The sequence below is a fragment of the Syntrophorhabdaceae bacterium genome, from assembly GCA_028698615.1.
In the GTDB taxonomy this organism is placed as follows: Bacteria; Desulfobacterota; Syntrophorhabdia; order Syntrophorhabdales; family Syntrophorhabdaceae; genus Delta-02.
The window spans coordinates 1-3,314 of record JAQVWF010000107.1; the positions used below are offsets into that span (position 1 = coordinate 1).

The window sequence follows — 3,314 nt, forward strand, 5'->3', positions numbered from 1 at the left end:
AAGTGTATACACCGGCACCGGTTATTAGAAAGGACATCGTTTGATTGCCAACATTTCCTGTGGTATAAATTCCTTGGATATTTGCCGTAGCTACGATATCACCCATTGTATACACGCTACCCAAACCGCCTTGCGCCACTGGAACAAACCAGTTATTCAAATTGGCCTGGGCAAAAAGAATACTGTTCGCTCCTCTCAAAGCTCCGAGAACGCCCTGTGCTGCTGCGTCGCCTGCTTGTTCTTTAATTTCCATGTACTTCGGTATTGCCACTGCTGCCAATATACCGATGATGATGATAACTATGATCAATTCTATGAGGGTAAAACCTTTATTACTGTTGAGCGTCTTCATTGGTGTGCCTCCTGGTGTGGTCTTCCCCGAATTTTGTCATTAATACTGCAAAGCCTGTGCCGCCACCAAAACTTCCTTGCTCGTAGCGTTCTGCAATGGTTTTTATATACCGTAGCGCATATCAAATTGCAACAGATATAATAAAATAGAGCATCGATGCAAGACAAAAATCATTCTCAAATAGAATTCTCTCTATAAAGCCGGGCAGTGCAAGACATCTTGTTGCGAAAGAACAACAATTTTTGTGAAAAGGAACAACACTTTTTGTAGCTTTTCTAGACCCCTATCTCGTACTTCTTCACCCTGTACCACATGCTGCGCTCTGAAATTCCGAGAAGCTTTGCAGCCTTCGTTTGTGAACCCTGAACCTTCTTGAGGGCGTCGATGATCATGTTCTTTTCCAGCACTGATATGGCGTCATCCAGAGATTGGTCGGAATACAGAGAACCTGACAGGGGGTGGTCCGCCCGAAGATGGAGGGGCAGATCATCGAGGCCGATGACGTCACCGTCGCACATCACCGATGCCCTTCTTATGGTACCAATCAGTTCCCGGGCATTTCCGGGCCAGGGGTAATTTATGAGGAGTCCCATGGCATCGTCGGATAGCGTCATAATACGGCCCGTCTCTTTCTCAATATTCTGCAGGACATGATCGACAAGGACCTCGATATCATCTCGTCTCTCCCTCAAAGGCGGAATCTGGATATGGATCTGCGAAAGCCTGAAAAAAAGGTCTTCACGGAACTTGCCTTCCTTGATCTCGTTCTCGAGAACCCTGTTGGTCGTGGAAATGACATGAATGTCCACCTTTTTTGTCTTCGTTGAACCCAGGTGCTCAATCTCCTGCTTTTCCACTACCCTGAGCAGCTTGGCCTGAAGATAAGGGCTCATCTCACCTATCTCATCGAGGACGATCGTTCCTTCGTGGGCCACTTCGAACTTCCCGGCCTTCTGCTGGACAGCCCCGGTAAAAGCACCCTTGTCATACCCGAAAAGCTCGCTTTCCAGAAGGTTGTCCGGAATGGAGGCGCAGTTGACGACGACAAACTCTCCCTTGCGCCCGGACAGGGCATGGACAAGTTTTGCTATCTCCTCCTTGCCGACACCTGTTTCCCCCGTGATAAGAACGCTCAACCCTGTGCCGGCTATCTTTTCGACCTGCCTGAAAATCTCCTTCATTTGTATCGATTTGCCAACAACCCCCCGAAAGACATCGTTCTCCAGTTCCTTGTCTCTTAATAGTTCAACTTCCTTTTTCAATCTTCTCGTTCCCAGGACCCTTTTCAACATAACCTTTAGTTCATCGAGAAGGATGGGCTTCACGAAAAAGTCCGTCGCCCCCCTCTTTATCGCTTCCAAAGCATTCTTTTTCGTCCCGTATGCCGTGATGATCAGGATGGGCACATCGTACTTCCTCTTGATGTCAGCGGTTGCCGAAAGGCCGTCCATGCCCGGCAGGCTGATATCCATGATCACCAGGTCCGTGCTGTTGCCTATGGACCGGTAGGCACTCTCGTAGCTTTCAAAAGAATCTACCCGGTAGCCTTCGCCCTTCAGGGCCTCTTCCAGGAAGAACCTTACGCCCTGGTCGTCCTCTACGATGATAATCCTCTCGCTCATGATTCATTGTCCTTTTAGCTTGCAAGAACTCCGCGTACCTCGATAGGATACCGGCAAGAAAACACGGTTCCAGGTTCCGCAAAGCGAAATATGCCATAGCCCATTGATATCGTCATGCCGGCGTAGGCCGGTACCCAGGAAAAACGTTGGGATTGAAAAACCCCTGGATCTCGGATAAAGTCCGGGATGACGGCGAAGAAGAGTTTATCAACAACCCGTCGAATGCTTGAACGGGGGTTATGCTGACGGGCTTTCATTGTCTTTTTTGTCCTCTCTTCCCCTGTTTATGTGCTGTTTTACCTGGACCGGCAGTTCTACGGTGAAGGTTGTACCCTCGTCACCGCTTTTTACCTTGATGTCCCCGCCATGGAGCTTCATATTCCGCATTCCTATGAAAAGCCCCAGACCCTTGCCGCCTTTTTTGCTTGTAAAAAAGGGCTTGAAGATCGCTTCGTAATCACTCTTTTCGATACGCGAATTCCTGTTGAATACAATTACGGATATTTTCTCCTCGTCATGCTCCACGTGGAGTTTTACGGCGCCTCCTCCCTCTTCGTAGCCCGCGGCATTCTTCAGAACATTGTGAATTACCTGGTAGAATTTCGTTCTGTCTGCGTGGCAGGCAAGGTTACCCTTCCTGGGATAATCCACGCGGACGTCCCTGCAGGAGTCCGTTACGGCACCCACCGCATCCTGGATGACCTCGTATATGTTGAACTCCTCCATCGTCAGTTCATTATCCGTGAAATCAAGAAGCTCCCGGGTAAAAACGTCTATCTTCCTGGATGCCTCCAACATGGCTGTTATATACCGCTTCTGAACATCGTCTGTCACCCTCTGCTGAAGAAGCTCACTCATGCCCGTTATGGTATTGAGAGGATTTCTCACCTCGTGGGCCACCATGAGCGACATATAACCCAGGGGGATGATGTAATCCAGCTTCTCCATGCTCTCCATGAGGGTTTTGCGCTCTCCTTCGTCAGGACCGGATCGAACGTGGTCCATCAGGCGCTCTATGAGCTTGTAAACCTCCATCATCTGGCCCCGCTCTTTTCTGAACTCTTCAAGTCTTACAAATTGTTCCGCTTTCCTGACAAGGTCATTGAGAGGCTGCATCATGGCCCTCACGACTATCAGGCCGCACAGGGCGGAAAAGAGGCAGACGCCGAAGATCCAGAACCACACCACGTTGCTTCTTGCAGAAGCGATGACGTTAAGACCGATGGCGAGAGAGAAGAGACTAGTCAGAAAAGCTACGAGAGGTATGATCGTGTTGAGACTGTACCTCAAGTTGCCAGGGTCTCTGAAAAAACCTTTCAACCACCACCCCTCATGGCCTT

The 3,314-nt window shown here is 49.4% G+C and carries 3 protein-coding genes; all 3 read right to left on the reverse strand.

The annotated features are described in order from the left end of the window. On the reverse strand, positions 1-352 hold a 352-nt coding region (locus tag PHC90_14815), incomplete at its 3' end, for a prepilin-type N-terminal cleavage/methylation domain-containing protein (protein ID MDD3847618.1). Between the two features lie 275 nt (positions 353-627). Then, positions 628-1,974: a sigma-54 dependent transcriptional regulator gene (locus PHC90_14820; protein MDD3847619.1), complete on the reverse strand. Its 1,347-nt coding sequence runs from the start codon at positions 1,972-1,974 to the stop codon at positions 628-630. Between the two features lie 237 nt (positions 1,975-2,211). After that, a partial coding sequence (locus tag PHC90_14825; protein MDD3847620.1) for a HAMP domain-containing sensor histidine kinase occupies positions 2,212-3,314 on the reverse strand: 1,103 nt, incomplete at its 5' end.